Origin of the sequence: Proteus sp. fly-1067, assembly GCF_040139345.1 — a bacterium.
GTDB classification, from domain to species: Bacteria; Pseudomonadota; Gammaproteobacteria; order Enterobacterales; family Enterobacteriaceae; genus Proteus; species Proteus vulgaris_B.
Map to the genome: position 1 here is coordinate 1 of NZ_JBEEUL010000293.1, position 511 is coordinate 511.

The following is a 511-nucleotide window of genomic DNA, read 5'->3' on the forward strand; positions in this document are numbered from 1 at the left end:
TGACGCATTGATCACAAACTTCCATTTGCCAGAATCAACGTTGATTATGTTAGTTTCTGCGTTTGCAGGGTATAAAAATACCCTACAAGCCTATAAAGAAGCAGTTGCACAGCAATATCGTTTCTTTAGTTATGGTGATGCGATGTATATCACCTGTAATCCCGATGCTCGTCATGAGCAGGTTGGAGAGTAAGTTAATGTAGGCAACAGCAACGCTGCTTGCTGATAAAAGTGAAAATCAGCATCGGACTGTTTTTCTGATGCTAGGAGACATAATAGTGAAATATGAATTACAAACCACGGATGGCAAAGCGCGTCGTGGTCGTTTGATTTTTGAGCGTGGTGTGGTTGAAACCCCTGCGTTTATGCCTGTTGGTACTTATGGAACCGTTAAAGGCATGACGCCTGAAGAAGTTAAAGAAACGGGCGCACAGATCCTTTTAGGTAACACGTTCCATTTGTGGCTACGCCCTGGGCAAGAAATCATGAAATTGCACGGCGATTTACATGA

2 protein-coding genes are annotated in these 511 nt (G+C 43.1%); both read left to right on the forward strand.

What is annotated here, in order from left to right:
* Positions 1-193 (forward strand): S-adenosylmethionine:tRNA ribosyltransferase-isomerase (locus ABN217_RS20475; protein ID WP_349460040.1); only part of this gene is annotated, 193 nt, incomplete at its 5' end.
* Positions 194-278: 85 nt separating this feature from the next.
* Positions 279-511 (forward strand): tRNA-guanine transglycosylase (locus tag ABN217_RS20480; protein ID WP_349460042.1); only part of this gene is annotated, 233 nt, incomplete at its 3' end.